Origin of the sequence: Anaerococcus kampingae (assembly GCF_046365475.1) — a bacterium.
Lineage (GTDB): Bacteria > Bacillota > Clostridia > Tissierellales > Peptoniphilaceae > Anaerococcus > Anaerococcus kampingae.
In genome coordinates this window covers 139,661-166,116 of record NZ_JBGMEF010000019.1, presented here as the reverse complement: position 1 = coordinate 166,116, position 26,456 = coordinate 139,661, and the positions used below count along the sequence as shown (strand labels likewise).

32 protein-coding genes and 2 tRNA genes are annotated in these 26,456 nt (G+C 33.9%); 2 read left to right on the top strand and 32 right to left on the bottom strand.

Annotated elements, in window-relative coordinates; all coding sequences use genetic code 11:
- Positions 1–38 precede the first annotated feature (38 nt).
- The 13 genes from rpmF to ACCQ42_RS06280 form a co-directional block, all read right to left on the bottom strand.
- Positions 39–218 carry a 50S ribosomal protein L32 gene (gene rpmF, locus ACCQ42_RS06340; RefSeq protein ID WP_106460056.1) on the bottom strand — a complete coding sequence of 60 codons (180 nt, stop codon included), beginning with the start codon at positions 216–218 and terminating at the stop codon, positions 39–41.
- A 64-nt stretch (positions 219–282) separates the two neighbouring features.
- The gene (locus ACCQ42_RS06335) at positions 283–1,476 is read right to left on the bottom strand and encodes an acetate/propionate family kinase (RefSeq protein ID WP_106460055.1); all 1,194 of its coding nucleotides are present in this window, start codon (positions 1,474–1,476) and stop codon (positions 283–285) included.
- Positions 1,477–1,538: 62 nt separating this feature from the next.
- Complete coding sequence (locus tag ACCQ42_RS06330) at positions 1,539–1,919, bottom strand: hypothetical protein (RefSeq protein ID WP_410035691.1); 381 nt, start codon at positions 1,917–1,919, stop codon at positions 1,539–1,541.
- Entirely contained in the window at positions 1,916–2,386 is a 471-nt protein-coding gene (locus tag ACCQ42_RS06325) for a prepilin-type N-terminal cleavage/methylation domain-containing protein (protein ID WP_410035690.1), read from the bottom strand. The genes ACCQ42_RS06330 and ACCQ42_RS06325 overlap by 4 nt, the downstream gene beginning before the upstream one ends.
- Positions 2,370–2,732 carry a type II secretion system protein gene (locus ACCQ42_RS06320; RefSeq protein WP_410035689.1) on the bottom strand — a complete coding sequence of 121 codons (363 nt, stop codon included), beginning with the start codon at positions 2,730–2,732 and terminating at the stop codon, positions 2,370–2,372. Before ACCQ42_RS06320 ends, ACCQ42_RS06325 begins: the two co-directional genes overlap by 17 nt.
- Positions 2,722–3,159, bottom strand: a complete 438-nt coding sequence (locus tag ACCQ42_RS06315; protein ID WP_265236745.1) for a type II secretion system protein — start codon at positions 3,157–3,159, stop codon at positions 2,722–2,724. The genes ACCQ42_RS06320 and ACCQ42_RS06315 overlap by 11 nt, the downstream gene beginning before the upstream one ends.
- A 4-nt stretch (positions 3,160–3,163) precedes the next feature.
- Positions 3,164–3,865 carry a prepilin peptidase gene (locus ACCQ42_RS06310; RefSeq protein ID WP_410035688.1) on the bottom strand — a complete coding sequence of 234 codons (702 nt, stop codon included), beginning with the start codon at positions 3,863–3,865 and terminating at the stop codon, positions 3,164–3,166.
- 3 nt (positions 3,866–3,868) lie between these two features.
- Complete coding sequence (locus tag ACCQ42_RS06305; protein WP_410035687.1) at positions 3,869–4,237, bottom strand: type II secretion system protein; 369 nt, start codon at positions 4,235–4,237, stop codon at positions 3,869–3,871.
- Between the two features lies 1 nt (position 4,238).
- Positions 4,239–5,255, bottom strand: a complete 1,017-nt coding sequence (locus ACCQ42_RS06300; RefSeq protein WP_410035686.1) for a type II secretion system F family protein — start codon at positions 5,253–5,255, stop codon at positions 4,239–4,241.
- Positions 5,256–5,333: 78 nt separating this feature from the next.
- Positions 5,334–5,894: a ribosome recycling factor gene (gene frr / locus ACCQ42_RS06295; protein WP_410035685.1), complete on the bottom strand. Its 561-nt coding sequence runs from the start codon at positions 5,892–5,894 to the stop codon at positions 5,334–5,336.
- A gap of 1 nt (position 5,895) precedes the next feature.
- Entirely contained in the window at positions 5,896–6,609 is a 714-nt protein-coding gene (gene pyrH, locus ACCQ42_RS06290) for a UMP kinase (RefSeq protein WP_410035684.1), read from the bottom strand.
- A 191-nt stretch (positions 6,610–6,800) separates the two neighbouring features.
- A tRNA-Leu gene (locus tag ACCQ42_RS06285) sits at positions 6,801–6,886 on the bottom strand.
- Between the two features lies 1 nt (position 6,887).
- Positions 6,888–6,964, bottom strand: a tRNA-His gene (locus ACCQ42_RS06280).
- Between the two features lie 322 nt (positions 6,965–7,286).
- Here ACCQ42_RS06280 and ACCQ42_RS06275 point away from each other — a divergent pair.
- Both ACCQ42_RS06275 and ACCQ42_RS06270 read left to right on the top strand, forming a co-directional pair.
- Positions 7,287–7,892, top strand: a complete 606-nt coding sequence (locus tag ACCQ42_RS06275) for a regulatory protein RecX (protein ID WP_106460045.1) — start codon at positions 7,287–7,289, stop codon at positions 7,890–7,892.
- Positions 7,892–8,146: a GIY-YIG nuclease family protein gene (locus ACCQ42_RS06270; protein WP_106460044.1), complete on the top strand. Its 255-nt coding sequence runs from the start codon at positions 7,892–7,894 to the stop codon at positions 8,144–8,146. The genes ACCQ42_RS06275 and ACCQ42_RS06270 overlap by 1 nt, the downstream gene beginning before the upstream one ends.
- Here the strand turns inward: ACCQ42_RS06270 and ACCQ42_RS06265 are convergent.
- From ACCQ42_RS06265 to ACCQ42_RS06175, 19 genes are all read right to left on the bottom strand, one after another.
- On the bottom strand, positions 8,135–9,061 hold the full coding sequence (locus ACCQ42_RS06265; RefSeq protein WP_106460043.1) for a ribonuclease E/G: 927 nt from the start codon (positions 9,059–9,061) through the stop codon (positions 8,135–8,137). The genes ACCQ42_RS06270 and ACCQ42_RS06265 overlap by 12 nt on opposite strands.
- Complete coding sequence (locus ACCQ42_RS06260; protein ID WP_106460042.1) at positions 9,058–9,681, bottom strand: hypothetical protein; 624 nt, start codon at positions 9,679–9,681, stop codon at positions 9,058–9,060. The genes ACCQ42_RS06265 and ACCQ42_RS06260 overlap by 4 nt, the downstream gene beginning before the upstream one ends.
- 14 nt (positions 9,682–9,695) lie before the next feature.
- On the bottom strand, positions 9,696–13,052 hold the full coding sequence (locus ACCQ42_RS06255; protein WP_106460041.1) for a penicillin-binding transpeptidase domain-containing protein: 3,357 nt from the start codon (positions 13,050–13,052) through the stop codon (positions 9,696–9,698).
- 8 nt (positions 13,053–13,060) lie between these two features.
- Positions 13,061–13,552, bottom strand: a complete 492-nt coding sequence (mreD, locus tag ACCQ42_RS06250; protein WP_106460040.1) for a rod shape-determining protein MreD — start codon at positions 13,550–13,552, stop codon at positions 13,061–13,063.
- Positions 13,545–14,447 carry a rod shape-determining protein MreC gene (gene mreC, locus ACCQ42_RS06245; protein ID WP_410035683.1) on the bottom strand — a complete coding sequence of 301 codons (903 nt, stop codon included), beginning with the start codon at positions 14,445–14,447 and terminating at the stop codon, positions 13,545–13,547. The genes mreD and mreC overlap by 8 nt, the downstream gene beginning before the upstream one ends.
- Positions 14,448–14,453: 6 nt before the next feature.
- Positions 14,454–15,464, bottom strand: a complete 1,011-nt coding sequence (gene mreB / locus ACCQ42_RS06240; RefSeq protein WP_410035682.1) for a rod shape-determining protein — start codon at positions 15,462–15,464, stop codon at positions 14,454–14,456.
- A 9-nt stretch (positions 15,465–15,473) separates the two neighbouring features.
- Positions 15,474–16,154: a RadC family protein gene (gene radC / locus ACCQ42_RS06235; protein WP_265236887.1), complete on the bottom strand. Its 681-nt coding sequence runs from the start codon at positions 16,152–16,154 to the stop codon at positions 15,474–15,476.
- On the bottom strand, positions 16,151–16,666 hold the full coding sequence (locus ACCQ42_RS06230; protein WP_410035681.1) for a Gx transporter family protein: 516 nt from the start codon (positions 16,664–16,666) through the stop codon (positions 16,151–16,153). The genes radC and ACCQ42_RS06230 overlap by 4 nt, the downstream gene beginning before the upstream one ends.
- Positions 16,666–17,055, bottom strand: a complete 390-nt coding sequence (locus tag ACCQ42_RS06225; RefSeq protein WP_410035680.1) for a NusG domain II-containing protein — start codon at positions 17,053–17,055, stop codon at positions 16,666–16,668. Before ACCQ42_RS06225 ends, ACCQ42_RS06230 begins: the two co-directional genes overlap by 1 nt.
- A 219-nt stretch (positions 17,056–17,274) precedes the next feature.
- Positions 17,275–18,072 (bottom strand): RnfABCDGE type electron transport complex subunit B, encoded by a 798-nt coding sequence (locus ACCQ42_RS06220; protein ID WP_410035679.1) that lies wholly within the window; start codon positions 18,070–18,072, stop codon positions 17,275–17,277.
- A 9-nt stretch (positions 18,073–18,081) separates the two neighbouring features.
- Entirely contained in the window at positions 18,082–18,660 is a 579-nt protein-coding gene (locus tag ACCQ42_RS06215) for an electron transport complex protein RnfA (protein WP_106460033.1), read from the bottom strand.
- 8 nt (positions 18,661–18,668) lie between these two features.
- Positions 18,669–19,292: an electron transport complex subunit RsxE gene (gene rsxE / locus ACCQ42_RS06210; RefSeq protein WP_265213930.1), complete on the bottom strand. Its 624-nt coding sequence runs from the start codon at positions 19,290–19,292 to the stop codon at positions 18,669–18,671.
- An 8-nt stretch (positions 19,293–19,300) separates the two neighbouring features.
- The gene (locus ACCQ42_RS06205; protein ID WP_106460031.1) at positions 19,301–19,846 is read right to left on the bottom strand and encodes an FMN-binding protein; all 546 of its coding nucleotides are present in this window, start codon (positions 19,844–19,846) and stop codon (positions 19,301–19,303) included.
- Positions 19,839–20,819, bottom strand: a complete 981-nt coding sequence (locus tag ACCQ42_RS06200) for an RnfABCDGE type electron transport complex subunit D (protein ID WP_311531310.1) — start codon at positions 20,817–20,819, stop codon at positions 19,839–19,841. Before ACCQ42_RS06200 ends, ACCQ42_RS06205 begins: the two co-directional genes overlap by 8 nt.
- Before the next feature lie 8 nt (positions 20,820–20,827).
- Entirely contained in the window at positions 20,828–22,156 is a 1,329-nt protein-coding gene (gene rsxC / locus ACCQ42_RS06195; protein WP_265213936.1) for an electron transport complex subunit RsxC, read from the bottom strand.
- A 68-nt stretch (positions 22,157–22,224) separates the two neighbouring features.
- Positions 22,225–22,881 (bottom strand): lytic transglycosylase domain-containing protein, encoded by a 657-nt coding sequence (locus tag ACCQ42_RS06190; protein ID WP_106460028.1) that lies wholly within the window; start codon positions 22,879–22,881, stop codon positions 22,225–22,227.
- Positions 22,878–23,471 (bottom strand): dephospho-CoA kinase, encoded by a 594-nt coding sequence (gene coaE, locus ACCQ42_RS06185; protein ID WP_311531307.1) that lies wholly within the window; start codon positions 23,469–23,471, stop codon positions 22,878–22,880. The genes ACCQ42_RS06190 and coaE overlap by 4 nt, the downstream gene beginning before the upstream one ends.
- Entirely contained in the window at positions 23,458–26,097 is a 2,640-nt protein-coding gene (polA, locus tag ACCQ42_RS06180) for a DNA polymerase I (RefSeq protein ID WP_410035678.1), read from the bottom strand. The genes coaE and polA overlap by 14 nt, the downstream gene beginning before the upstream one ends.
- Before the next feature lie 127 nt (positions 26,098–26,224).
- Positions 26,225–26,446 carry a hypothetical protein gene (locus tag ACCQ42_RS06175; RefSeq protein ID WP_410035677.1) on the bottom strand — a complete coding sequence of 74 codons (222 nt, stop codon included), beginning with the start codon at positions 26,444–26,446 and terminating at the stop codon, positions 26,225–26,227.
- Positions 26,447–26,456: the final 10 nt, after the last annotated feature.

Sequence of the window (26,456 nt, the reverse complement as noted above, 5' to 3'; positions counted from 1 at the left end):
TAGATTTAACTATTCTGCAACATCACCTCTTTTAAAAATTAATTTTCTTCAACTACTGCTACGCCTTTGTACTCTCCACAGGATGGGCAAACTCTGTGTGGTAGCTTCATTTCGTGGCAATTTGGACACTCAACATAGTTTGATCTGTTCAAAGTATAAGCTGAGGCTCTTCTTTTATTTTTTCTTGTTTTTGATGTTCTTCTTTTTGGTACTGCCATCTATGACACCTCCTCTTATCAGTTTTAGCAATCCTTTATATTATATAAGCTAAAACTTTGCTTGTCAAGCTTCTACGAGAGATTTTGTATCTCTTGCTATCATTAATTCTTCGTTTGTAGCTATTACCATAACCTTAACTTTAGAATCATCTGTAGATACTACATGGCAACCACCACGTACGTTGTTCTTTTCTTTGTCTATTTTAATACCAAATAATTCAAAGCCTTCCATGATATCTTCTCTCATAGAAATTGAGTTTTCGCCGATACCACCTGTAAATACTATAGCATCACAAGCGCCTACTTCTGCCATATAGCCTGCTATATATCTTTTTACTCTTGTAGCAAACATTTCTAGGGCAGCTTTGGCTCTTTCATTGCCTTCATTTGCAGCATTTTCTAGGTCTCTAAAGTCTGATGATACACCTGATACTCCTAGAACACCTGACTTTTTATTTAGGACATTTTCCATTTCTTCTGGAGAAAGATTTTCTTTTTTCATGATGTAGGTTACAGCAGCTGGATCTATATCACCAGATCTTGTACCCATTACAAGTCCTTCAAGTGGAGTAAGTCCCATTGATGTATCAAATGATTTACCATTTTTAACAGCACAAATTGATGAACCATTACCAAGGTGGGCTGAAATGATATTTAAATCATTTACATCTTTGCCAAGTACTTCTGCTGCTTTATTAGTAATAAAGTTGTGGCTTGTGCCGTGGAAGCCGTATTTTCTTATAGCTTCTTCTTCGTAATATTTGTAGTCTATACCATATAAATAAGTTTTTGCAGGCATTGTTTGGTGGAAAGCTGTATCAAATACTGCTACGTTTTTAACGTTTGGAAGTAATTTTTCACAAGCTTCAAGTCCCATTAGGTTAGCTGGGTTATGAAGTGGTGCAAATTTTGTATATTCTTCTATAGCATCTCTTACTTCTTTATCTATTAAGGCAGATTTAGTGATTTTTTCGCCACCGTGTACAAATCTGTGGCCTACTGCGTCAATTTCTGAAAGGTCTGCTATGACACCGTTGTCTTTATCAACTAGAGCATCAAATACATGAGCAACAGCTTCTGTGTGATCTTTCATAGCTTCTTCTATTATATATTCGTCATCACCCTTTTCTTGGATAAGTTTTGAACCTTCGATACCAATTCTTTCTACTAGGCCTTTTACCATTACTTCTTCATTTTCCATGTTGAATAATTGATATTTTAGTGATGAAGAACCACAATTAATTACTAATACTTTCATTTTTCCTCCAATATTTTTCTTCTATTTACCTACATTATACCTTAAATGTTACTTTAGCAATATTAATAAATTCGCTTATTTATAAGAATGAATTTATCTTTTTCATCATACTTATATTTTATTAGGGCTCTGCTTATTGTATTTTTGTACTTTGATTTTAAATTGAACTGTAAATTATTTTCATCCTCAGATTGGTAGATTTCAATATCAGATTTTAAATATAGCACTCCTTTTAATGAGTTTGGTTCAAGGTTTTTATCAAGACTTAATTCTTCTATAAGTACATTTGCAAAACTTTCTGCATCAAATAAACTTTGTTTTTTATCACTAATATTATTTGATAATTCTGTATCCACTTGATTTTGTCCTGCTATAAAACTGACACTTAGGGCAAGTAATAATAATATTATAAGCACATATATACTAATAAAGGCTTTTTTCATAGCTTATCTCCCACATCAATGGCTGTTTCAAAGTTAAAATTTCCTCTTAAACTTCTTATATAAACCCTAATTAGCTTACTATCCTCATCCAAAACCAACTTTATCTCTTTTATTTTAGCTATATTATTATCTCTGCCAGAAGCATCTGTTGACAGGTTATCTCTATTAATTTTCAGAAATTTATTGTCACGATAAAAATAGCATTTTGAATCTATACCATCCATGTTTGTCTTATAAAAATAAAAATTACACACTTCATTATCCCTAGTTTCAATCTTTTTTGACCTTCTGATATTAGTATCAACATAAAGCATGGCGGTACATGCTTCCTTATACTCGGCCTCTCTAGTAATGGATGATGAAAGAATATTGAAGTTTACCTTGAAAAAAGATGATAAAATAACGACTAAGATTGAGATTATAGCAAGGCTTATTATCAATTCTAAAAGACTAAAGGCTTTCTTCATCTATAACCTCTATTACTTCTAAGCTATCATTCCCAAAAGATGCCTTTACTTTTATGTATCTATCTGACTTAAGTCCTGAGTTTTTATAAGGACCTATTGAGATTTTTATCTTATAATCTCCAATTTGGACTTCATTTTCTAGCTTATCTACATTCTTATTTTTCCTTGCTATATCCTTACCAAGCTCTAGTCCTGCTTGAAGGGCAAATGTCACTTGGGCCTTATCTTTTATTTTCTCTGAGATTTGCATATTATTCCTAGCTGAAGGAAATACAAATAAGGCTATAAGACTTAAAATCATAAGTGATACAATTATTTCTATTAGGCTAAAGGCTTTACTTTTCATTTAAATATCCTGTCAGTGCGCTTATGGTAAATTTTCTAATTTTTTTGCTTTTATTATTGATAAATACCAGCTCGTATGTGCCGTTTTTAAGAGTACTCGCATAACCATCTGGCTTAAATTCAATTACAGTATCTGAATAGGTATAGCTTATATGTTTAAAGGCCTTGGATTTTGGATCGTTTATAGTGGTCTCATCACTATGAGTAGTATTCAGATAATAAAAATCTTTCCTTAAATCAAGATAATATGGAATACCTATAGCCATGGCTTTTTTTCTTGCCAAGTTATAATCATTAATAAAATTTTCCACCTCAATATCAGCCGCCCTATCTTCGATAAGAGATATTTTCATCATCGGAATGGCAATGACTATACTAATTATTGCAAGTACTATTATCAATTCTAATAAGGTAAAGGCTTTTTTCATAGTTTCATCCTAAAATTAACACAAGAGCAAAAGCAAGCAAAATTGATGGACATAGGGGAATCTCTCCCTTTAGGCTTTTTATCTTTATGGATTTTATAATAGCAAAAATCGCCCCTATCCATAAAGATATTAAGATAAATTTAATTATTATGCTAGTATCTAAAAATAAAAATAAGCCCAGGTAATAAAACAAATCTCCATCACCTAAGCCTCCCTTTGATAAATATCTAATTAATAAAAATACCAAAACAAATATAAGAGAAATCTTAAAAAATTCAAAATCATATTCAATGTATATTAACCTATATAGAAAACCAAGACCAATTAGGACGTAGCAATCTATATCATATATCTCCAAATAGGAATGGTCTGTTAAGGCTATCAGAAGGCTTGTGATAAGGCCTATACCAAGAATAAGAGCTCTTGTACCTCCATAAATATTAAAGGCAAATATAAAGGATAGGCTGCCTAGAATTTCTATTAAAAAGGTTTTGATAGAAATCTTGTCCTTACAAAACCTGCATCTACCCCTTAATATTATAAAAGAAATTATTGGAACTAGGTCATAGGGCCTTATTCTTTGACCGCAAGATTCACAGAAGCTTGGCGGACTAATGATTGACATGCCAAGCCTCCTTCTATCCATCAAGGCGGAGATAAAAGAGCCTAGACAAGCTCCTAAAGCAAAAATTAATATTTTTATCATATCTTAATTTTCTGAATCATATACAGACTCATCACCACGATAAATAATCAAATGTCCATTATCATAGACAACTTTATAATCACCTGTCTTGTTTATGCCTTTTGGAACTACTGGCCATTTCTCTAAATACTTTAAAGCGTCTACTTTATTAGTTCCATTATCCCATTGAAATTTTCCTGTCTCACCTGCATCAAGTGCCTTAAGCTGGGCTGCCGATTTTAGCATCTCAATATTAGCTTGATCGGCAGTTTCTGCTGCTTTTATCTTAGACTTGTTATATCTAGGAATAGCTATTGCAGCCAAAATTCCTAGTATAGCTATTACAATTATTAATTCAATTAATGTGAATCCCTTTTTCTTCTTATTTCTCATCTTATACTCCAATATTTACTGCATCAAACATAGGAAGCGCAACCGCTATAACAACTACAAAAACAATTATACTCATTATAATAATTAGAACTGGCTCTGCAAGCCTTGCAAGTCTTTTGGTCCTGAATATATACTCACTTGCAAAATAATCCTTTGATCTTTTTAAAATCTCATCAAGTTTGCCAGTCTTTTCACCAATCATAAACATTGATAACAAAAGAGGTGAGAAAAGATCAGCTCTCATCAAGGCTTGGGCCTGGCCTAAGCCCCTATCAATATCACTTCTAATTTGAGAAAAAACTTCTTTAAGGTAAGAATTAGAAAATGAATCTCCAATAATTTCAAAAGATAAAATTGGATCAATTCCCCCAGTTCTTAATATGTAAAATAGAGAAGTTAATTGATATTCAAGATTCAATCTCCTTATCTTAGAAAAAATTCCATATTTAAATACAAATTTATCCATTTTTATTTTTTTAGTTTTATCTGTCCTAAAAAACAAAACAATAAAGATAAGTAAGCATAGAATCAAAATAATGAAAATGAAATTATTTGATAAAAAGCCTGAAAATTCTATTAAAAATCTAGTAATAAATGGCAGCTTCATATCAGCTCCCTCAAAAACGCTCACAAAAGTAGGCATGACATATTCTAAAATGAGTCCCACCATTAAGATAGTCACAACTAGGACTATAACGGGATAAGCCAAGGCTTCCTTTATGCTTTCTCTATTTTTACTATCTTCGTATATAAATTCTGATAAATCATCAAGAATTGAAGAAAGTCTGCCAGTCTTATCTGATGACTTAACTGAAGCAATTACAATAGGTGTAAAGTATTTTTCTGCCATAAGGAAAGATTCGTAAGGACTTTTGCCTAGATTTAGATTTTTAATTACAATATCTAAAGCTATATTTAATCTCTTATCGAGATTTTGAGTCTTGATCACCTTCAAACTATCAAAAAGTGATATACCTGAATTTAATAACAAGGATAATTGCTTTAAAAATAAGAACATAAGCCTAGGAGAAATTTTCCTTGGGCTTATGTCCTTATTCAATAGGTCCTTTATTTTATTTAAATTGACTCTTTTCACCTATACGTTCATCAACTCTTGGTTTTTCTTCTTTGCGATATCTTCGATTGACTTAATATATTTATCTGTGATTTTTTGAATTTCATCTTCTAGAGTGTACCTATCATCTTCAGTTACATCTCCAGACTTTTCGCTCTTTTTGATTTCATCCATAGAGTCACGCCTTTTATTTCTTATAGCAATCTTTGCATCTTCTGCATAGGCATCAACTTCTTTTGTATATTCTTTTCTTCTTTCTTCTGTAAGAGCAGGGAAAGGTAATCTAATAATTTCACCATCATTTTGTGGTGTTATACCAATATTTGACTTTAAAATCGCCTTTTCGATTGGGGCAATATTAGTCTTATCCCATGGTTTTATAACAAGAAGTCTAGCTTCTGGAATTGAAACTGTTGCGGCTTGGTTAATAGGAGTTTCTGTGCCGTAATAAGAAAACGTAATTCCATCAAGAACAGCCTCAGTTGCTCTACCAGCCTTAATAGTTGAAATTCTTCTTTCAAAAGAATCTACTCCTGCTTTCATGCCCTTCTCGGCATCTTGTCTTATTTGCTCATATAGCATATTAAAAACTCTCCTTTACTCTTGTACCTAAATCTTGATCTTCAAATACTTTGACCATGTTTGATGGGTCATCTATATTAAATACTATAAGTGGCATATCATTATCCATACACAAAGATGTAGCAGTTGTATCCATAATCTTAAGCTGTCTTTGTAGGATCTCCTTATAGGTAAGCTTATCAAATTTAACAGCATCATCATAGACATTTGGATCCTTATCATATATGCCATCAGTACCAGTTTTACCTAAAAGAATAACATCAGCACCAATCTCTAGTGCCCTAAGGCTTGCTGTAGTATCAGTTGAAAAATATGGGAGACCAGTACCAGCAGAGAAAATTACAATTCTACCTTTCTCAAGGTGTCTGATAGCCCTTCTTCTTATATAAGGTTCTGCAACCTCAGTCATAGAAATAGCAGTCATAAGCCTAGTATCAAGTCCCATCTCTTCTAGGGTACCTTGAATTCTTAGTCCATTCATAACAGTGCCAAGCATGCCGATATTATCAGAACTTGCCCTGTCGATATTTGTGCCAGACCTACCCCTCCAGAAATTACCTCCGCCAACAACAATGGCAACCTCAATTCCTCTTAGGGATAAAGTCTTAATATTAGTACAAATGTTATCAATAACTTCATCATCAAAGCCAAAACCAGCCTTGCCAGATAAAGCTTCTCCACTTAACTTTAATACAATTCTTTTAAAATCTTGCAAAATATTCCTCCTAGCTTATATAAAGTATAAACTATTTTAGCAAAAATTAAAAGAGCAAAAACGATTTTTTGCAAAATATTTGAAAATAAGTTTATATGTATATTTTATCATAAATATAATAAAAAGTCATCTTTTATTAGTAAATTAAAATATGGGTACAAAAAAAGACGTTATTTCTAACGTCTGAAGCTTGGTGCGGGATAAAGGAGTCGAACCTTCACGAGAAATTCTCACTAGATCCTAAGTCTAGCGCGTCTGCCAATTCCGCCAATCCCGCATGGGGTGAGTAGTGAGATTCGAACTCACGCTCTCCTGGGCCACAACCAGGTGTCGTAACCAACTGGACCATACCCACCACGCTAAGTTGTTCTCTACTAATGTCTCACTGACTATTACAGTATACAACTTTTTATTTACTTTGTCAAATATTTTTTAAGATTTTTATTTAATCTTTATCTCATAAGCTCTAAAGCTTTCTTACTGACAAATAATATAATACCACGTTTTTAAAAATAATGCAAATTTTTTCCTTATTTTATTTTTCTATCTTTTGAAGTAGAATATCAAGAGAGGTGAATTATGAAAAATACAAGAAAATTTATTTTAAAATTATTTGCTATTGTTATCGCTATAGCTATGATTGCTCCCCTTGTTTATAACGCTATATTGTCTATGCAATGATTATAGAAAATATTGAGTATTCAGAAAAATATAATTTAATTAGGCTTAGCATTTCTAATGAGAAATTCTTTGTTGATTATGATCTTTATTATGAGCTTAACCTAGAAAAAGATGAGGAATTAGACTTTGATACCTATAAAATAATCTTGGCCAATGATGAGTATAACAGGGCCAAGAATTTTGCCTTGTCTAAGATTTCTTATTCACAAAAATCTACTTATGAAATCAAAAAGAAGTTAGCTGAGAAGAAATTTTCTAATGAAGTTATCGATAAGGTTGTTGCTTTTCTCGATTCTTACGGGTTTTTAGATGATGCAGCTTATGTCAAAGCTTACATCACTGATAAGGATGAGATTTCAAGATGGTCTCGAAATAAGATTTCTTATATGTTAAAAACCAAACACGTAGATGATTATCTTATAGAGGAATACATTGGCCTTGTGGATGATCAAAGAGAATATGAAAAGGCTAGTTTTTTTGCTGATAAAAAGATTAAGGATGATTTTTCTTTTGAAAATAGGCAAAAGGTCTTTAGGCATTTGGCTGGCAAGGGCTTTGATATCGATATAATTAATAAGGTCCTTGATGAAAGATTTAAGTAATGCATTTTGTTTATATTCTAAGATGTGCTGATGATAGCCTATATACAGGTTATACTAATGATCTTAAAAACAGGATTAAGGTCCACAATTCTGGAAAGGGAGCAAAGTATACTAGAGCAAGGCTACCTGTTAGTCTTGTATTCTACAGAAGAGTTGATAGCAAATCTATCGGTCTTAAGCTTGAAGCAAGGCTTAAAAAATTAAATAAAAAGCAAAAAGAGGATCTAGTCCAAAAATTTGCCTTAGGAAATTAACTTTCTCTTTCTTAAGGATGTTTTTAGACTATCTCCTCTTCTTTTTATAGAAATTTCAAATAGGCCCATCTGTGTAAATCCAAATATTTCGGCTTCAATTTGGTATTTTTCTATGGCTTTTTGCATCTCTGCTGTAATTTTTTCCTTATCATGAACTCTTAAAAAGTCTATCAGACACATACCTCCTATGTTTCTTAATTTAAGATTATAGGCTATAAAGTCTATTAGCTCTAGATTTATACCTAATAAAAAATCTTCTTTTTGCATTTTAGACTTTCGGCTTCCTGTATTTACATCAATTACAGTAAGGGTCTCTAGTTCATCTATAATAATCGATAAGTCTTTATAATTTAATTTATTATTACTTATATCTTTTATCAAATTATTAAAGACTTGTGAATTTTTGATGTCTATTTCTTTAATTTCGTAATCCTTATATTTTTTAATATAAGAGTCTTTCTTAGAATTTTCTATGAGGAGTTTAGGGCTTGGAAAAAATTTTTCTTCATTAATTAGCCAGGCTTTCTTATTATTTAATTCTTCAAATAATATATCATCTTTTTTCTTTCCAGACTTACGTTTTGCCTTTGCCTTTATTGGATATCTTTTTATCTTATAAGATTCATTTTCTAAAGAGAAATTTTCACTGGCGAGACCTAGCTTGCCATTAGCCGGCTCTCTAACATATTCTATGATTACATTATCTCCTATGGCATAAGACAGACTTGATTTCAAAAATAAATTTTCATTATCACTTATTTGTACGAAATATGAAGAGAGGCTATCAATTTTATTTACAACTTTTCCCCTATAGATATTATTAAGAAGAGAGTCATAGAAAATGACTTCCATAACTCTCTTATCTTCTTGTCTAATTATTATTTTTTCTTTTGGGTCTATATAAATATATTTCATTTTGCAAATATCATTTTTAGTTTTTCAAAAAATCCAAGACTTGGTATTTCTTCTTCCTTGTCTGCTATGAGATTATCTATAACAGTTTTGAAAAATTCATTTTCCTTTACGACTCCAAGAAATTTAGAATTTTTGCTATCGATTTTATCCTTATAATTTCTTATATCAAAATCTTGTGAGGCCTTGTTTATAAAGAAATAATTAGAATTTAAGTCCTTATCTATATCTTTTTCTGATATTATGTCTATTTTTACTGCTCCTTTAATATCTAGGTCTAGATTATCGATAATTACTATATCACTATCTAATATATCTATTAAAGTATAAACATCTTCTACCTTAAAATCATATTTATCTTCTAAGAGTGGCGGGATTATAAAGCCTAGGTTAGAATTTTCATTTACTATGACCCTATCAAGACCGGCAAAGCCTAAGAAATAATCAGCTATATCATAGCTTATCATCCCATCTTTGCCAAAAAAGTCTTCCAAATTTTGCTTTTCATCTCTAAAAAATGATGTGAGTAGGACTTTTTCATTTTGGGCTAGTCTTTCAGAAAGATTTACAGCAAAATCTGTCTTCCCTATATTATTTTCCCCATTTATTAAATATATTTTCATAAAAACATCCTTTGTTAATTTTGCCCATTTGCAGATTCACCGAGATTTCTAATATCATTTTCAGTTGGTTCTGCATTTATCATTTCTACGTTTAGGTCAAAGTACCTTGCTATTATATCTCTCATTATTGGTGATGCATTATAAGAAGTATCACCTTGGGTTAGAACTATAGATATAGCTATCTCTGGATTATCATATGGAGCAAAGCCTACCATCCATGCATAGGTATCATAGTCTGTACCATCTGGGTTTTGACCTTCTACTTCTGCTGTACCTGTTTTTATACCAATATCTACCGGTAGTTGGTTTAAAACAGCATTATTTTGACTTACTAGAAGTGTTCCGTATTTGATATCTTCTAAATATTTTGGATCTTTGATATCTATTTTATCACTATGAGGTACATTTTCAAAAAGGACTTCGCCTGAATCGTGGTTTTTAATCTTGTTAATTAGGGTAAGTTTATTTAGATAGCCCCCGTTTGTTATAGTTGCTATAGCCCTATTCATCTGGATTGGTGTGTAGGAGTTTTGTCCCTGGCCTATTACTATATTTAACATATCTGTTATATCCCATACTGCTTGGTTTAAATAGGTATATTTTATAGTATCAGCAAGACCTGCTCTTTGGCCTTCTGGCATGATAAGAGGATCATAGCCTCTTTCATCGAAGAAATCTATTATGGCTTTTCTTGACCATTCTTTAGGATTGTCAGTAAATTTGACTATATCCTTTATATCTTGTTCATACTCATCTTTAGTCTTTTTAACTCCTTCTTTTATGAAAAGAGTTAGATTTTTATCAAGATAATCTTTAAGCATTAGCTTAGTTACTTCTACTTTTTTGCCAATTGAAGGAACATTGCCCTTAGCTTCCTTAGGTATATTGATTTCAATACCTGTTTCCTTATCAAGTCCGAGCATTTCTGCAGCAAGTCTTATATCATTTAGCTCAAGTTTGGTTCCTAAGGAGTCTCCATCTTCTGGGTTTTCTCCTAAGGCTAGGGTGTAGAAATAGTAGTTACAAGAATCTCTTATAGCACCATAGAGATTTTCTTCTCCATGAGTTGTACCACTTTCTGTGTAGATTAGGCATGAAAATCTTCTATTCCCTATTTCCATGAAGCCGTGACAGTTATTAACTGCAAGTGGATCTAGACCCTTTTCTAGGGCTGCTAGGGCTGTTACTAGCTTAAAGGTTGAACCTGGCATCACTGCTGTTTGGGTTGCTATATTTAGCATTGGTCTTGGAGCAAGCGGCCCATCACTTTCTTCTACTTGGAGCCCTTCCCAGTCTGATTGAGATATACCTGTTGAAAATAGGTTTGGGTCATAGTTTGGATATGAAGCCATTGCTAAAACTTCACCAGTTTTAACATCAGATACTACTACAGCACCACTTTCTGCATGAGGAGCCATCTTAAACGGTCTAAATGAACCATATTCTGACTCATAAAATCCTGTTTCTCTCAATGCTTCTAGGACCCCTTTTAGAGAATCTTCGGCTTGTTTCTGAAGCTTGGCATCTATTGATAGGTAAACATCATCGCCTGGTTCAGACTTTGTTTGAGATATTAATTTGCGCCTGTTACCAGCTGAATCGACTGTTACAAGTGACCTACCGTTTTTACCCTTAAGGTTGTCTTGGTAAGATTCTTCAATACCAGTCTTACCAATTATCTCATCTCTAAGATAATTTCTCTCTTTTACATACTTATCTACTTCCTCAGGTGTGGCTATTGGTCCCATGTAACCTAGTATATGGCTTGCAAGATTCCTATTTGGGTAGGACCTTATTGGCATGGTTTCTACAACTATCCCTGAAGCAGAATCTATTTTTTCTTCTATTTTTAGAACTGTTGATTCATCTAGGTTGTAGACTATATTTATAGGTCTATAACCAAAGTTCCCTTGGCGATTTAAGGTGTTATCAATTGTAAGTATTCCAACAGCCTCAACATCATTATAAGATTCAAGATTTGTAACCTTTTTAAGGTATTTTAAGATTTGTTGGCCATTTTTCTCCTTCATAAGGATATCTACTGTTTCTTTTGTAGAATTTGTCTTATCCTTATTTGCATAGTAGGTGTAAAAATCTTTTTTATCTGTAGTAAAGGTATAGGACCAATCTTCTGGATCATCTTCTGTGATATCTATGTTTGGATAAATATTATTTTTAGTATTGGCATTTTGTGCCATGTATTTCACATATTCTGACAAAAGAAGCGGCTTTAACAAACCATTTTCATCAGCAAGTCTTGCAAGTTCGTCTACTGCAGAACCCGCTTGAGGATTCCTAAATCTCAAGTCTACTGAATATTGGTTCTTATCATCTTTTGATTCAGTGATAACTTCTGTCTCAAAGTTCGCATATATCCCCTTATTTTCTAGCTGTTCAATTAGCATATTGGCTGGGATTACATAAGCTCCCTTATCATCTACCATAGCTGATGTTAAAACATCACTTATTGTAGCATTTTTAACTATTTCATAAAAGTCATTAGCTGGCGTTGACTTAAGATTTATCTTATCAAAGACCTTGTGCAATCTCGCTTTTTTCTCTATCAAGTCCTGATCAGCTTTTATGGCGTATTCATCCATGGTAAGCTTTCCTAATAAATTATTATCTTCTAGAAGCTTATATGCTAATAGCCTTGCATGAGAGTTTTGTAGTATTGATAAAAGAACTGATCTATCATTTCCTACTGATTCTAAGATTACATCTGTAGGCTCATCATCTTTTGTAAATCCTATAGAAGCAAGCTTTTTCTCATAATTTTTCTTATATTCTAGCTTAAGATTGCCATTTACCTGATTTGCATGGGCTGGTATATCTATCCCCCTCTTTTTAAGAGCAAGGATGGCTGTATTTGCTGTTTCATACTTCATTCCATCTTTTTCATAAAAGGAGAATAGAAAGTCAGATACTAAGTCATTATCTATAATTGTATCGACTACTTTTTCTATTGGCATTTCTTTTTGGCTAAAGTAATCTTTAAAGTCTTTATATTTGAAAGTATTTAATTTTATGTTGAAATCTTCTGTATAATTGACTCCATCTTCTTCAAGTATATCTACTAAATCTGATATGAGACTTTGCCTCTTATCATCATCTACAGCCATTAGCTCATCTTTATATAGCTTTATGGTAAAAGATGGAATTGAGCTTGCTAGAAGCTTTCCATTTCTATCGTAGATATTTCCCCTACTTGCTAATTCATCGACTTCCTTTACCTTCCTATTATCAGATAGGTCTCTATAATAGTCCCCCTTTGAGACCATTACATTAAAAAGCCTAACTCCAATTATTAACATTAGGAGAACAACTATTACTTGAATAAAAATAAGTCTATTCTCTTTTTTATCGCGCATATTATCCTCTAAATCCTATAAGTTGGTATATACATTATTTTCTTTATCAAATAATAATAAATCAGATACACTAGGGAGTTTAGGATTGCTTCTACAAGTATCTCAATTCCTAAATAATCTGTTATTGATAAGATTGACTTGCCAAAGATATAATATATACCATTTACAAGCAAGAAATTAAATAGGGTTGCTATTAAGCAAATAATAAAGCCTTTAGTCTTATCCTTTGATACCTTTACTATATGTCCTCCTGCAAAAAGACCTATTAGGTAATAAGATAAAGCTCGTACACCAACTAACTGGGTAAATAGAAAATCTTCTATTATACCAACTACTAATCCTCCTGCTCGACCAGTCTTACCTGGCAAGACTTGGGATAGGGCTATTACTGCTGGGATTATAATATTTACATTTGCTCCTAATATATCAATTTTGGCAAATATAGATGTTTGCAAAATGAAGGTTATAAATAAAATTATAAAGCTTTTAAATTTATTCATGAATTTCTCCTTCCTTTTGCTTAGGTTGTTCACTTTTTGGCTTTTCATCTAAATTATAATTGTTTGAACTTTTTAGGACCAAAACCCTATAAAGATGTGAAAAATCAACTGGTGAATTTATTGTAATATTTTTTCTCAAAGAATCTTGTGTCATGGTAACTGTCGCTACCCTTCCTACATAGATTCCATAAGGATATATTCCACCTAAACCACTTGTTAGGAGTATATCTTTTTCTTCTATCTTGCTTTCTATATCTAACATATAGCCTTGAATGGTATTTTTATCAAACCTATCAATTACACCATAATCTCCCGAATTTGCATTTACGAAAGATACGTCATTTTGACTTGAGTTTATTGTTTCTACTCTGGCTGTTGTTTGATAAACTTCTGTTACCTTGCCTACAAGGCCTGTATAAAACTTGCTATCTCCTACAGCTTGGAGAATGATATCATTTTTCTCAATTCCATCGACCTTACCCTTATCTATAGTAAAGTGAGTGGTCATGGAATTTACATCTGTATTAATTAGCTTTGCTTTAATATACTTATTGTCTGTTCCCTTTGTGGCAGCAGCTTCATCTTTTAGGAATTCACTTCTATTTATGGCTGTTGCATATCTTGCATTTTCCATAACTAAAGCTCTATTTTCCGCTTCTAGTCTTAAGACTTCTGCCCTAGTTTCTCTTGATCCAATTGTTCTTTCAAGCTGATCTATTATAGCAGATGAGATAGAATAAGTCACACTTTCTATTGGTTTTAGAAGAGTGTTTGCTATGTTTGAACCTGTTTTAGATAGCCCATCCACTTGACTTGAAATCAAAATCACTATTAATAAACTAACTATGGTTATTACAAATGGTGCTTTTTCTTTTTTTACTCTTTTATATGCCATAAAAACCTACTTACGATATTTCAAATATTTTTCTGGATTTTCCAAAATCATACCTGCCCCTAGGATAGCATCTGTGCTTGGGTCTTCTGAGTGGTAAGATTTAAGTCCAGTTTTCTTTTCAATGTATTCTGCCATACCTGATAGTTGTGATAGGGAACCTGATAAAGCAAAACCGTTTTTCTTTATGTCTGCTGAAATTTCTGGTGGTGTTTTTTCTAAAACTTCAAATACCATATCACATATCTCATCTGCAAATGGCAATATTGTTGAAACTAGCTCATTTGATTTAATAATCTCAGTTTTAGGCTTAGAATCTGTAAAATCTCTACCATCAACCGCCATTTCCATATTGGCATCTTTTACCTTTAGGCTTGCTAGGGCTATTTTTACTTTTTCAGCTGTATTTTTACCTATTTCAAGATTTTTATTATCTCTAAAATATGAAACTATCTTTTCATCTAGGTAGTCTCCCCCTTTATTTATGGTTTTTGATGTAACTATTCCATTTAGGGAAATTACAGCTACCTGGCTTGTACCAGCTCCCATATTTATCAGTAGAATCCCCTTAGATTCTTCAGGTGATAGGTTCATACCATACGCACAAGCTAAGGACTCATCTACAAGTATTATATCCCTGCTACCTGCATGGAGAGCTGCATCTTCCACCGCTCTTTTTTGTATATCTGTAATGCCAGAAGGTACCACTATTACAACCTTTGGCTGTATAAAGCTAAAACCTTCATTTACTTTTCCAAAAAAGTAATTGAGCATAGCTTCTGTAAGGTTAAAATCTGTTATAACTCCATTTTTAATTGGCTTTACTACCTGTATATTTTTGTGGGTCTTGCCTAGCATATCCTTTGCCTCTTGGCCTACCGCTTCGACTTTTTGGTAGTTTTCGTCAAGCACTAAGCTTGATGGTTCGTTTATTATTAAACCCTCGCCTTTTTTATAAACTAAAATATTGCTAGTACCAAGGTCTATGGCAAAATCTGTAGCAATCAACTTTAATTTCATAATATTCTCCTATATATAATTATCTCTTTTTAAAGATACATAATCAGTATGACCAATTATAATGTGGTCAAGTACATTTATATCAAGTATTTCTCCAGCATCTATGAGTCTTCTAGTAACCATTATATCAGCCTTAGACGGGTCTGGATTACCTGATGGGTGATTGTGCACTAATATTATAGACTTGGCACTCTTTTTGATTGCCTTCTTAAAAACTTCTCTAGGATTTACTATTGATGAATTTAAGTCACCTATAGATATTAATTCATTTGCTATAACCATATTTTTATTATTCAATAAAACTATGTAAAAATGTTCCCTATCTTCCATGGCAAGTTTATTTCTAAACATCTGGTAGACATCTTCATTAGATGTAATTTTGTCATATTTCTTGTTTAGATATTCTTCCTTAAGCCTCTTACCAAGCTGAAGGCTCGCTATTACCTTTGTAGCCTTAGCATCCTTTATCCCCTTAATCTTTCTAAGATCAGATACTCCTATTTCTAGAAGGTCTTCTGTTGAGAAGGAATCAAGGATTTCTTCAGCAAGTTCTATTGCGTTTTTCTCACTTGTCCCTGTTTGTAAAATTATGGCCAAAAGCTCTGTATTTGTCAGAGCTCCATAGCCATAGTTTATTAACTTCTCTCTGGGCCTATCAGATTCTTTCATCTGCTTTATAGTTTGTTTCACTTAAGCTTTTCTCCAATATCTAGTTTTTTCATATGCTTTATTATAAAATTGGATGAAAGGCCTACAAAAAATCCGGTAAAGGTGCCAACAAATACAAGGAGTGGTAAATAATAAAACATCTTTATATTCTCCATAACTACAACAGATACTATTATCTGTCCAAGATTGTGGGCAAAGGCACCAATTTCACTTACACCAATAAAAGAAAATAGTTTATCATGAAATTTAAGGGCAAGAACCATGGCAATTGATGCTAGAATGGCCCCAGCAGCTGAATAAAAGAAAGCAGAAACTGCTCCTGTTATTAAAACCAGCATAAAGGATTTTAGTAAGGATATTGTAAGACTTGCCTTAAATCCATAAAAATAAAGACTCACTAGTATTATTATATTAGAAAGTCCAAGTTTTGCACCTGGAATAGGAACTGGCATTGGGATTTGTAATTCCACAACTGATATCACTAGGGCAAGGGCTAAGAGAAGAGCCATATTAGTTAACTTTTTAATGTTCATTATCTTACCACCTTATCTATTTTTTCTTCCTCTTGGCCTTTTTTATCGCTTTCTTCTACCTCGAGAAAGAGCCTGTGAGGTAGACAAATTATTGTCTCGCCTTCTTTTGAGATTGCATGCATATGGGTACAAATTTGATCAAGACAATCAGCCTCAACAACCTTAGCCTTACCATCTTTTATCTCAATCTTATTATAATGGCCACCGTATCTGGCTACATACTCTCCATCCTTTTCTAAAGGAAGTCTTTCTATTATCTTGCCATCTTGTTCTACTACTAATATATCACCGTCATACTTTTGGCTTTCTTTATATATCAAAAAATTAAATCCTAAAGACAGGCACAGAAGTCCGACTATTACGATTATATCACCTTTTTTTATCTTCATCTATATATCCCCTCTATATAAATTTTAATTTTACTCAATTATAATATTATATGCCTTTTAGCCTATAAAACTAGGAATTTATATGTAAAATTTAAGATAAAAAAAGAAGCCCAGGGCTTCCAATTTTGATAAAGTATAAGAATGCTTTGTAGTTATATAAATTAATATTTTCCTATGTAGGAATTAACTTTATCAAAATAGTTGCCACAGGCTTCGTTTTTATTCATTTATTGTTATACATTTATTTGGGCATTTTTCACATGCTGTCTTTAATAGTTCCATATCAAAGTCATTACCGTGAACTTCTTTTGATAGGAAGTTATCCATTGCAAATGCTTCAGGGTAGGTTTTTGCACAAATTGTACAACCTATACATGAATTAGAGCAGTTTGCTCTTGCATCTTTGCCCTTGTCATGAGATGAACATAGGACTACTTGTTTTTGTGAAAATGGTATAAGCTCGATTATATTTTTTGGACATACGTCTACGCACTTGCCACAAGCTACACATTTTTCTCTATTAACTAAGGCTACTCCATCTACTATATGTATTGCATCAAATGGGCAGGTTTTTTCACAAGTGCCACATCCTATACATCCATAGTTACAAGCTTTTTTACCGCCAAATAAAGCAATTTGCGCCCTACAGTCCTCTAGACCTTGGTAAGCAAATTTATCCTTAGCAGCTTCTGTAGTACCATTACATTTTACTATAGCTACCTTTCTATCGTCTGATGCTGTAGCTTCTACACCCATTGCAGCTGCTACTGCTGCTGTAGTGTTTGGTCCGCCTATAGCACAGGCATTTACTTCTGCTTCGCCTTTTGCTATGGCTGCTGCAAGTCCATCACAGCCAGGATAACCGCATGCACCACAGTTAGCACCTGGTAGGGCATCCCTAACTGCTGCTTCTTTGACTGATTTTTCTACGTGGAATTTATCTGAGATAAATCCTAAAGCTATCGCAAATACAAAGCCCATTACGGCTAGTATTGCCATTGGTAATAATAAATTCATCGCTTCCTCCTATGCTAAACCTGCAAAGCCCATGAAGGCTATAGCCATTAGACCTAGGGTTATTAAAGAGAGTGGGGCTCCCTTAAATGACTCAGGAACGTTGTTATATTCTGTCTTTTCTCTTAGGTAAGCTAGGATCATGATTGCTAGCATAAATCCTATTGATGATGCAAAGGCATATACTGTTGCTTCTACTAAGTTATAAGATAAGTCTATTGTTTTGATTGCTACACCAAGAACCACACAGTTGGTTGTGATTAGTGGTAGATAAACACCCAAAGCTCCATAAAGGGCAGGCATTGATTTTTTCATTACTGTTTCTACTGATTGAACTAGAGTTGCTATAACCAAGATAAATACTACTGTTTGTAGGTATTGTACATTAAAGGCCTCTAATATGTAATATTGGATAAACCAAGTTATAATTGTTGCAAGTACTATTACAAATATTACCGCAAAACCCATTCCTCTAGCAGTCTCAACCTTACTTGTAACACCTAGGGTTGGACAAATACCTAAGAATTGTCCAAGTACGTAGTTTGATACAAATATAGTTGCTATTATGATTTTAAATAATTCTACTAGCATGATAACTCCTATTTAGCTTTCTTTCTATTTGTAATCGCATGGAAGGCTGCATAAATCATTCCAAGTACTATAAATGATGATGCTGGTTGAAGCATAAATCCTATAGTGTATTCTTCTGGTATGATTCCTATTCCAAAAAGTGTGCCTGCTCCTAGTAATTCTCTGAAGAAGGCAAGTATTGATATAGCTATAGTATAGCCTATACCTTGGCTGATACCATCTACTATTGATGCGATTGGGCCATTTTGTGATGCAAATCCTTCTGCACGAGCAAGGATGATACAGTTTACTACTATTAGTGGTATAAAGATACCCAAAGACTGATCAAGGGCTGGTGCATAGGCCTTTATTAGCATTTGAACAATAGTTACAAAGCCTGCTATAACTACGATGAAAGAAGGTATCCTTATTTCATCTGATATGAAGTTACGTAATAAGGATATAACTAAGTTACTCATTACAAGTACGAAGGTTACTGACACTCCCATACCTACAGCATTAGTTAAGGTTGAAGATATGGCTAGTACAGAACACATACCAACCATCTGTACAAGGACAGGGTTGTTTTTTATGATTCCATCGGTAAATATTTTACCAAAATTTACCTTTTCTTTTTTATTTTCTTTTGCCATGATAGCTCCTATTCTAATTTAGAGAGAACTTCTCTTGCATCGTTTATACCTCTAAGGATAGTATTAGTAGAAATTGTAGCTCCTGACAAGCCGACTATTTCATTTTCCCCACCTGAGGCTGATGCCTTAACTTCGCTGTCCATATTTACTCCGACCATTCCTTCTTTGAAGAAATCTTCTTCCATCTGTTTACCAAAGCCTGCTGACTCTGAATGGCTTAGTGGAGCAAATCCTGTTATATTATGGTCACTATCAACACCAATTAAGAATTGTATATCGCCGCCGTAACCGCCTGGAGATTGGATTTGGAATACATATCCATCGCCACTTTCTCCTTTTGCCTTGTATACTTCTTGGATGGTGTCTGGCTTATCTGCTACTTCTACTGGCTCATAGGAATCTGCTTTATAAACTATAGCAAGGGATTCTTTTAGCTCTTCTTGTTTACGAGCTTCTATGATTGGAGAAGTCATATTATTTGTAAAAGCAAGGGCTAGGGCAGTTACTGATGTTATTAATAGTAATTTTATACCTAATTTAATACTCTTATTCATTTTCCCCTCCTTTTTTAGCTTTTGCTTTACCAAAAATCCTATCTCTTGTGTATTTTTCAATAACAGGTACTAAGAGGTTCATTAGTAGGATTGAGTAAGATACACCCTCTGGATATCCACCCCATAGTCTTATAACAGCTGTTAAGAAACCACAACCAAAGGCAAATACTATTTGTCCCTTAGGAGTGATTGGGGCTGTAGTATAATCTGTTGCCATAAAGAAGGCACCAAGGATTAGACCACCTGATAAGATTTGACTTAGTAGATAATTAAGATCAAAACCCTTGCCAAATATTGCAAGTAGGACTGTTGTTGTCACTATATATGTAAGTGGGATTCTTATATGGATTACTTTTCTAAATAGTAAGTATCCTGCGCCAATTAATAAGGCTATAGCACTAATCTCACCAATACATCCTGGAATGTGTCCGATAAATAAATCCATTAGACTGTAAGCTTTTGGATCTGATAATGGTGTTGCTTGAGAAACCATTGATACATCGCTTATAGTTTTTAGAGTTGCAACTCTTTCTGTTGGCACAAAGTTTGTCATTGTATCTGACCAAGAAGCCATTAGGAAGGCTCTTGCTGCAAGAGCTGGGTTTACAATGTTTTGACCAATTCCGCCATAGAACATCTTTGCAACGATTATAGCAAACATTGAACCTATCACTATTTGCCAAACTGGTAAGGTAAATGGTACGTTGTAGGCTAATAAAATACCTGTTACAACTGCTGATAAATCTTTGATTGTATTTTTTCTTTTTGTTAATTTATTAAAGGCTGCTTCTGATAAAACACAGGCTATTACTGATGCTAGTATTAATACTAGGGCCCTGTAACCAAAGTAGTAAATTCCGACAGCTCCTGCAGGAATAAGTGCAATAATAACATCAAGCATGTCATTTGCTACTGTTCTTTTACTTCTAAGGTGTGGAGAAGCAGTTACTAATAATTGTTTATTATTTTCCATAATTCCCCCTATTTTCCTGCCTGTCTTATTTGTCTCTTAGCAAATTTGATAGCTTCTACTAAAGGTCTTCTTGCAGGACACACAAATGAGCATGAACCGCATTCTATACAATCAAGAGCTCCCTCTTGGTCTGCCTTTTCAAATCTACCGTCTAGAGCGTGTTTGTGGATGTAGTTTGGTAGCAAGAATACTGGACATACGCTTACACATCTTCCACATCTTATACAAGGATCTGCTTCTTCGATGAAGGCTTCCTTGCTATCTAAAACTAGGATACAGTTAGTAGCTTTTTCCACTGGTTTTGTGAGGTCTGGTTGAGCTATACCACACATTGGTCCACCATTTATAACCTTAGCTACATCATCTGAACCGCCAGCTTCTTCTAGAAGCTCACCAAAGCTTACACCAAGTCTTACCTTCATGTTTGTTGGGTTTTTGACTGATGAGCCTGTAACAGTTAGGATTCTTTCATATAGAGGTTTACCCATGAAAAGCGCTTCATAAATTGCATTTACAGTAGAAATATTTGATACAATTGCTCCTACATCCATTGGAAGTCCACCTGATGGTACTTCCCTATCTAGGATTGCATTTATAAGTCTTTTTTCATCACCTTGTGGATATTTGGTCTTAAGCTTTACTACTTCAATAGTGCCTTCGAATTTGTTAGATTTCGCAAATTCTTCTAGGGCCTTTGTCATTGTTTCGTAAGCCTTTGGTTTATTATCTTCTATGGCTATAAAACCTTTTTTGGCATCCACTGCCTTAAGTAGTTGAATTAAACCCTTTATTATATGTAGGGGATAATTTTTCATTATGTAGTCATCACAGGTGATAAAAGGTTCACACTCTGCACCATTTACAATTACGGTATCTACTGGTTTGTTTGGTGAATATTTAATGTGGGCAGGAAAGGCTGCTCCACCCATACCAACTATTCCAGCTTCCTTAATCTTTGCTACGATCTCTTCCTTGCTTAAGTTTACGTTTTCAGATTCAAGGTAAGTTTTTTCTTGATCGAAGCCTTCAGTGTCAATTATTACTGCCTTGGTATTTTTACCTGAGGCTGATTGTATGTCGACTATGTCTTTTACAATGCCTGCCACTGAGGAATGTATGTTTGCTGAGAAGTTACCAACTGCACTAGCAATCAAATCTCCTACAGCAACTTCATCTTTCTTATTGACAATGCACTTACTAGGTGCGCCTATGTGTTGAGTTAGTGGAATTGTTACAAGCTTTGGAATAGCAGCTGTTTTAAGGCTGCTATTTTCTGTTAGCTCTTTATATTCCGCCATCTGAACACCATGAGCAAATGTCATAGTATTAGTTGCCATCTTTCTCTCCTTTTATTATTTTTTCTCTATACTTCTATTATAGAATAAAATCGAAAATTTCTCAATATTTATCTTACATTTGAGATAATATCTTCTAAAAATGTCATAAAGTTATCAAAGGCTAGCTGTTTTAGATTTGCAAGTCTCTCCTTGCTAGGCAAGCCATTTTTGTAAAACTTCTTGTAGACATCATAGTTTGCATCTATTTTTGTTACATATTGTCTTGTTTCTTCAAATGGTATATCTAAAGGATTTGGATTTGTCGCATCCACTATCCCTTCATTAATCCACTTATCGACATTACCCACCCCACCATTGTAGGCTGCTAGGGCCAAGTCTCTGTTGTTGTAATACCTATAAAGATAATCATAATAGGCAAGACCTAGGTCAAGATTATACTCAACTTCTGAAAGCTTTTCTGGGTGAAATTCCTTATTTGTAAGCTCAGCCGCATGGGAAGCAGTTTGATCAAGAAGTTGCATCAAGCCTTTAGCATCTTGGTGACTTTGTGCATCCTTGTTAAAATCTGATTCTACCTTTATGATTGATGCTGTTAAAAGTGGGTCTACATTGTATTTTTCTGAATATTCATAGATTTCATCTTGATAATTAATCCTTGTCCTAGATGTCTGATAGGCTATTATGCCATATATTATGACAAATAGAAGCAAGATTGCAAGTAGGATAAAACCTATAAATTTACCTATAGCTTTGAGTGCTTTCATAAAATATTTTCCGTCCTTAAAATTTCTATTATTTTTGCCCTGAGCTCCTCTATAGAACCATCATTGTCTATGATTATTTTACCATCATCCTTAGCATTGATAGATTTTTCTTGAGTGGCTATTTTGCTTTTGGCGTAAAGTTCGTTTATCCCATCACGCTCAGTCAACCTTTTAATCTGGATTTCCTCACTTGCCCTTACAAATAAGATAAGGTCAGGGTCAAATTTAGCTTCCATTTGATAAAAAAGAGGTATTTCTACAAAGACATTTTTTTCATCAAGACTTCCTATCTGCCTTTCAATCTCTGCCATAATATTGGGATGGGTAAGCTTATTTAGTCTTGTCATAAGGTCTGGACTCCTAAAAATCATTTTAGCTAGCTTATTTTTATCAAGGTCCTCATTTTCAAAAGCCTTCCTAAAAAATGGATCTTTTTTGATGGCCTCATAATTTGCTTGACCTTTTTCTAATAGCTTTTTATTTACCTGGTCGCTGTCAATAACCACAAAGCCCAATTCCCTAATTATGGAGCTTAGAGCTGACTTTCCCGATCCAATTGTCCCTGTTATTACAATCTTATTTGGACTCATACATACTATCTCCAAAACCTATGTCTACCACAAGCTTTACCTTAAGCTCTGCCGCATCTTCCATGCACTTTTTTAGGATTTCCTTAGCCCTATCCTTATCTTCTAGAGAAGATTCTATAATTATTTCATCGTGGATTTGTAAAATTATCCTTGCATCGAGGCCTTCATCTAAGAGGGTCTGGTGAGTATTTATCATGGCAATTTTGATTATATCTGCCGCAGTGCCTTGGATTGGGGTATTTAAGGCAATCCTTTCACCAAAGCTTCTGACATTAAAGTTTCTTGACGAAATCTCTGGTATATAGCGTCTTCTGTGGAAGAGAGTTTCTATATAGCCCTGGTCCTTGGCAAGTTTTACTACATTATCCATATAAGCCTTTATTTGTGGATATGAAGCCTTGTAGGAATCTATATAGTCTTTTGCTTGTTTTCTTGGAATATTTAGGTTTTGAGATAGGCCATAATCGCTTATGCCATAGATTATTCCAAAATTTACTGCCTTTGCTTCAGACCTTTGAAGCTTGCTTACCTTATTAAGGGGTGTATTAAAGACTTCAGATGCGGTCTGGGTGTGGATGTCTATGTTGTGGTTGAAGGCATCTTGCATATTTTTATCATCTGCTAGGCTTGCCAAAATTCTTAGCTCAATTTGTGAATAGTCGGCATCTATTAGGATATTGCCCTCAGCTGCCTTAAAGGCCTTTCTAATGGCCCTACCTTCGTCAGTTTTTATTGGCAAGTTTTGTAGATTTGGCTCTTGGCTTGATAATCTACCGGTTGAAGCAATATTTTGCCTAAAGGTTGATCTGATTCTTCCATCTTCATCTATAGCATTTTCTAGGCCTTCGATGTAGGTTGAGCGAAGCTTGTAGGTTTCCCTGTATTTTTCAATCTTTTCAATGATTGGGTGCTTGTCCCTAAGTTTTTCTAGGACTGATTGGTCTGTCGAAAATCCAGTCTTGGTCTTCTTGATAACTGGCAAGTCCAAATCTTTAAAAAGGACTTCTCCAAGCTGCTTGGTGGAGTTTATATTAAACTCGCTTCCTGCGTAGTCATATATGTCTTTGGTTAGGTCTTCTATTTGACTATCAAGTCCTTCTTTTAACTCTTCTAAGACTTCTCTATCTGTAGCAAATCCAACTATTTCTATAGCTGCAAGGACTCCAGCAAGTTTCTTTTCTATATTGTCATATAAATCTAACATCTGGTATTCTTTGAGATTTTCTAAAAGCTTATCTTTAGAATATTCTATTGCATAGATTATAGATGCCAGGTAGGAATTGAGCTTATCAGACTCAATATCTTCATATTTTTTCTTCTTAGCACCCTTGCCCAAAAGAGCCTCTTCGTTATCAACCTCAAAATTCGCATAGGACTGACTTAGAACCTTTAAATCATAAGAGGACCTTGATGGGTCAATTAGATAGTGCATAAGCATCAAATCATCGTAAGGAGCCTTAAGCTTTATGCCTATCTTATCGAAAAGAACTATTTCTTCCTTGATATCAAAACTAGTCTTTCTAATGGATTCATCTGCAAAAATTTCCTTGAAGTTTTTGGTAAATTCATCATCAGGCTTAATTATAAAGACCTTAGAGTCCTTAGTTTTAATAGCCAGCTTAAATATTTCTGAATGAATATAATTATCTCCATTATATAAGGATTTGAAGAAAAATTCCTTATCTTCCTTTATAGATTCAATTAAGTCCTTAAAATCATCTGTGATTTCATATTTAAATTCAATTTTAGGGGAATCCTTGCCATCAGAATCAAGCTCATCTAAAAACTTATTGAAATTAAGTTTAGCAAACTTCTCCCTAAGGCTTTCTTTGTCAATCTCTCCAAGGGCTAGGTCATCATAGTCAAATTCTACTGGAGCATCTGTGACAATTGTCCCAATTTTCTTGGATAAGTAGGCCATAGCTTCGCCATTTTCGATATTTTCCTTAGTCTTCTTGCCTGTGATATCGTCAATATTTTCATATAGGCCTTCTATAGATCCATATTTTTGGATATATTGGAGGGCACGCTTTTCACCAATCCCATCCACTCCGGGGATGTTATCAGACTTATCACCCATAAGGCCCTTAACATCTATAAGTTGCTTAGGGCTAATGCCATATTCTTCCTTGATTTTTTCGACATTATATTCAACAGTATCTGAAACACCCTTCCTGGTCAAATAGACAATTATTCCATCATCTACCAGCTGGAGGTAGTCCCTATCTCCTGTTATAAGGACTGCTTCATCTCCAGCTTCCTTGGCCATTTTTGCATAGGTTCCAACTATATCATCAGCCTCAAAACCATCTAGGTCTGTATATTTGACTCCCATAGATTCAAGGACATCCTTAAGTATTCCAAACTGGTAGGAAAGCTCATTTGGAGTCTTATCCCTATTTGCCTTATAATCTTTAAATTCTTCATTTCTAAAAGTTCCACCCGACCTATCAAAGGCAACCAGGACATAGTCAGGCTTATATTTATCAAAGGCGTTCTTATACATGGTCAAAAATCCATAAACGCCATTTGTCATAACTCCGTCATTGTTGGTCAAATTTGGAAGAGCAAAAAAGGCCCTATAGATCAAAGATGAACCATCAATTAACATTACAGTTTTTTTCATTATATCTCCTTAACAAAAAATATTTCTATTTTCTGCAACAAATCTTATCTCTACCTTATAGTATAACGTATTTTGGCAAATTTTTAAAGAAAAAAGGAAACATTCTCACAAATGCTTCCCTTTTTAATTAAATCTCATCATATTTCTTTTTTAACTTATCCATGTAGTCAAGGTCGATCCACTCCTCGCTATAGCCACATCTAGTGCAAATATACCTATCAACAGGCACTGCTGACTTAATTGTAAGACCTGTCATAATACTATTTCCAGCCCCATAAGCCCCAGCAGATCCCGGCACAAATAAAATATCACTAGCCCCACACTTTGGGCACTTTCTCGTATTTTTCATAAATTCTCCT

Excerpts from the sequence above, each read along its gene's own strand:
- ACCQ42_RS06325 (WP_410035690.1), bottom strand. The coding sequence starts at position 2,386 with ATGAAGAAAGCCTTTAGTCTTTTAGAATTGATAATAAGCCTTGCTATA.
- frr (WP_410035685.1), bottom strand. The coding sequence starts at position 5,894 with ATGCTATATGAGCAAATAAGACAAGATGCCGAGAAGGGCATGAAAGCA.
- mreC (WP_410035683.1), bottom strand. The coding sequence starts at position 14,447 with ATGGCATATAAAAGAGTAAAAAAAGAAAAAGCACCATTTGTAATAACC.
- ACCQ42_RS06265 (WP_106460043.1), bottom strand. The coding sequence starts at position 9,061 with ATGAAATATATTTATATAGACCCAAAAGAAAAAATAATAATTAGACAA.
- ACCQ42_RS06225 (WP_410035680.1), bottom strand. The coding sequence starts at position 17,055 with ATGAAGATAAAAAAAGGTGATATAATCGTAATAGTCGGACTTCTGTGC.
- ACCQ42_RS06215 (WP_106460033.1), bottom strand. The coding sequence starts at position 18,660 with ATGCTAGTAGAATTATTTAAAATCATAATAGCAACTATATTTGTATCA.
- ACCQ42_RS06205 (WP_106460031.1), bottom strand. The coding sequence starts at position 19,846 with ATGAATAAGAGTATTAAATTAGGTATAAAATTACTATTAATAACATCA.
- rpmF (WP_106460056.1), bottom strand. The coding sequence starts at position 218 with ATGGCAGTACCAAAAAGAAGAACATCAAAAACAAGAAAAAATAAAAGA.
- ACCQ42_RS06220 (WP_410035679.1), bottom strand. The coding sequence starts at position 18,072 with ATGAATTTATTATTACCAATGGCAATACTAGCCGTAATGGGCTTTGTA.
- ACCQ42_RS06335 (WP_106460055.1), bottom strand. The coding sequence starts at position 1,476 with ATGAAAGTATTAGTAATTAATTGTGGTTCTTCATCACTAAAATATCAA.
- coaE (WP_311531307.1), bottom strand. The coding sequence starts at position 23,471 with ATGAGTCCAAATAAGATTGTAATAACAGGGACAATTGGATCGGGAAAG.
- ACCQ42_RS06300 (WP_410035686.1), bottom strand. The coding sequence starts at position 5,255 with ATGTTCTTATTTTTAAAGCAATTATCCTTGTTATTAAATTCAGGTATA.
- rsxE (WP_265213930.1), bottom strand. The coding sequence starts at position 19,292 with ATGGCAAAAGAAAATAAAAAAGAAAAGGTAAATTTTGGTAAAATATTT.
- mreD (WP_106460040.1), bottom strand. The coding sequence starts at position 13,552 with ATGAATAAATTTAAAAGCTTTATAATTTTATTTATAACCTTCATTTTG.
- rsxC (WP_265213936.1), bottom strand. The coding sequence starts at position 22,156 with ATGGCAACTAATACTATGACATTTGCTCATGGTGTTCAGATGGCGGAA.
- ACCQ42_RS06175 (WP_410035677.1), bottom strand. The coding sequence starts at position 26,446 with ATGAAAAATACGAGAAAGTGCCCAAAGTGTGGGGCTAGTGATATTTTA.
- ACCQ42_RS06270 (WP_106460044.1), top strand. The coding sequence starts at position 7,892 with ATGCATTTTGTTTATATTCTAAGATGTGCTGATGATAGCCTATATACA.
- ACCQ42_RS06230 (WP_410035681.1), bottom strand. The coding sequence starts at position 16,666 with ATGAACATTAAAAAGTTAACTAATATGGCTCTTCTCTTAGCCCTTGCC.
- ACCQ42_RS06255 (WP_106460041.1), bottom strand. The coding sequence starts at position 13,052 with ATGCGCGATAAAAAAGAGAATAGACTTATTTTTATTCAAGTAATAGTT.
- polA (WP_410035678.1), bottom strand. The coding sequence starts at position 26,097 with ATGAAAAAAACTGTAATGTTAATTGATGGTTCATCTTTGATCTATAGG.
- ACCQ42_RS06315 (WP_265236745.1), bottom strand. The coding sequence starts at position 3,159 with ATGAAAAAAGCCTTTACCTTATTAGAATTGATAATAGTACTTGCAATA.
- ACCQ42_RS06330 (WP_410035691.1), bottom strand. The coding sequence starts at position 1,919 with ATGAAAAAAGCCTTTATTAGTATATATGTGCTTATAATATTATTATTA.
- ACCQ42_RS06260 (WP_106460042.1), bottom strand. The coding sequence starts at position 9,681 with ATGAAAATATATTTAATAAATGGGGAAAATAATATAGGGAAGACAGAT.
- ACCQ42_RS06320 (WP_410035689.1), bottom strand. The coding sequence starts at position 2,732 with ATGAAAAGTAAAGCCTTTAGCCTAATAGAAATAATTGTATCACTTATG.
- mreB (WP_410035682.1), bottom strand. The coding sequence starts at position 15,464 with ATGAAATTAAAGTTGATTGCTACAGATTTTGCCATAGACCTTGGTACT.
- ACCQ42_RS06310 (WP_410035688.1), bottom strand. The coding sequence starts at position 3,865 with ATGATAAAAATATTAATTTTTGCTTTAGGAGCTTGTCTAGGCTCTTTT.
- ACCQ42_RS06200 (WP_311531310.1), bottom strand. The coding sequence starts at position 20,819 with ATGGAAAATAATAAACAATTATTAGTAACTGCTTCTCCACACCTTAGA.
- ACCQ42_RS06305 (WP_410035687.1), bottom strand. The coding sequence starts at position 4,237 with ATGAGAAATAAGAAGAAAAAGGGATTCACATTAATTGAATTAATAATT.
- ACCQ42_RS06275 (WP_106460045.1), top strand. The coding sequence starts at position 7,287 with ATGATTATAGAAAATATTGAGTATTCAGAAAAATATAATTTAATTAGG.
- ACCQ42_RS06190 (WP_106460028.1), bottom strand. The coding sequence starts at position 22,881 with ATGAAAGCACTCAAAGCTATAGGTAAATTTATAGGTTTTATCCTACTT.